This is a genomic window from Rhodococcus sp. P4_F3_2, from assembly GCF_056401335.1.
This window is the reverse complement of the sequence record NZ_JBFUJN010000147.1, coordinates 1-550: the sequence shown is the minus strand read 5'-3', so window position 1 is coordinate 550 and position 550 is coordinate 1. Positions and strand designations below refer to the sequence as shown.

Annotated in this window: 2 rRNA genes; both read left to right on the top strand. The window is 54.1% G+C overall.

The features are described from left to right. Window positions 1-117 (top strand): 16S ribosomal RNA (locus AC1DWA_RS33165); the annotation flags it as partial. A gap of 328 nt (window positions 118-445) precedes the next feature. After that, window positions 446-550: ribosomal RNA gene (locus tag AC1DWA_RS33160) — 23S ribosomal RNA — on the top strand; the annotation flags it as partial.

Genomic DNA, 550 nt, shown 5'->3' with positions numbered 1-550 from the left:
CCCGAAGCCGGTGGCTTAACCCCTTGTGGGAGGGAGCCGTCGAAGGTGGGATCGGCGATTGGGACGAAGTCGTAACAAGGTAGCCGTACCGGAAGGTGCGGCTGGATCACCTCCTTTCTAAGGAGCATTCTCCAATCCAATRTTCACACAGGTGGATGGTTGGTTGGCAGAGCCTGTTTCGGATCCACTTGTGGTCCGGCAGGAGCTCATGGGTGGACGCTGACAAACTTGATCGTCGTACGGTTTCTCCTCTGTGGGAGGCCGACGAACAATATATCGACATACTGTTGGGTCCTGAGAGAACACGCGAGTGTTTCCTCTCTAGGAAGTAACGACAAATGACTGCAGTTGTCATACCGCTCCACTTTGGTGGGTGTTGGTGTCAACGTGTATGTGGTTGTTTGTGTGTTGTTTGAGAACTGCACAGTGGACGCGAGCATCTTTGTTGTAAGTAATGAAGAGCGTACGGTGGATGCCTTGGCACCAGGAGCCGATGAAGGACGTAGGAGGCTGCGATAAGCCTCGGGGAGCTGTCAACCGAGCAACCGAG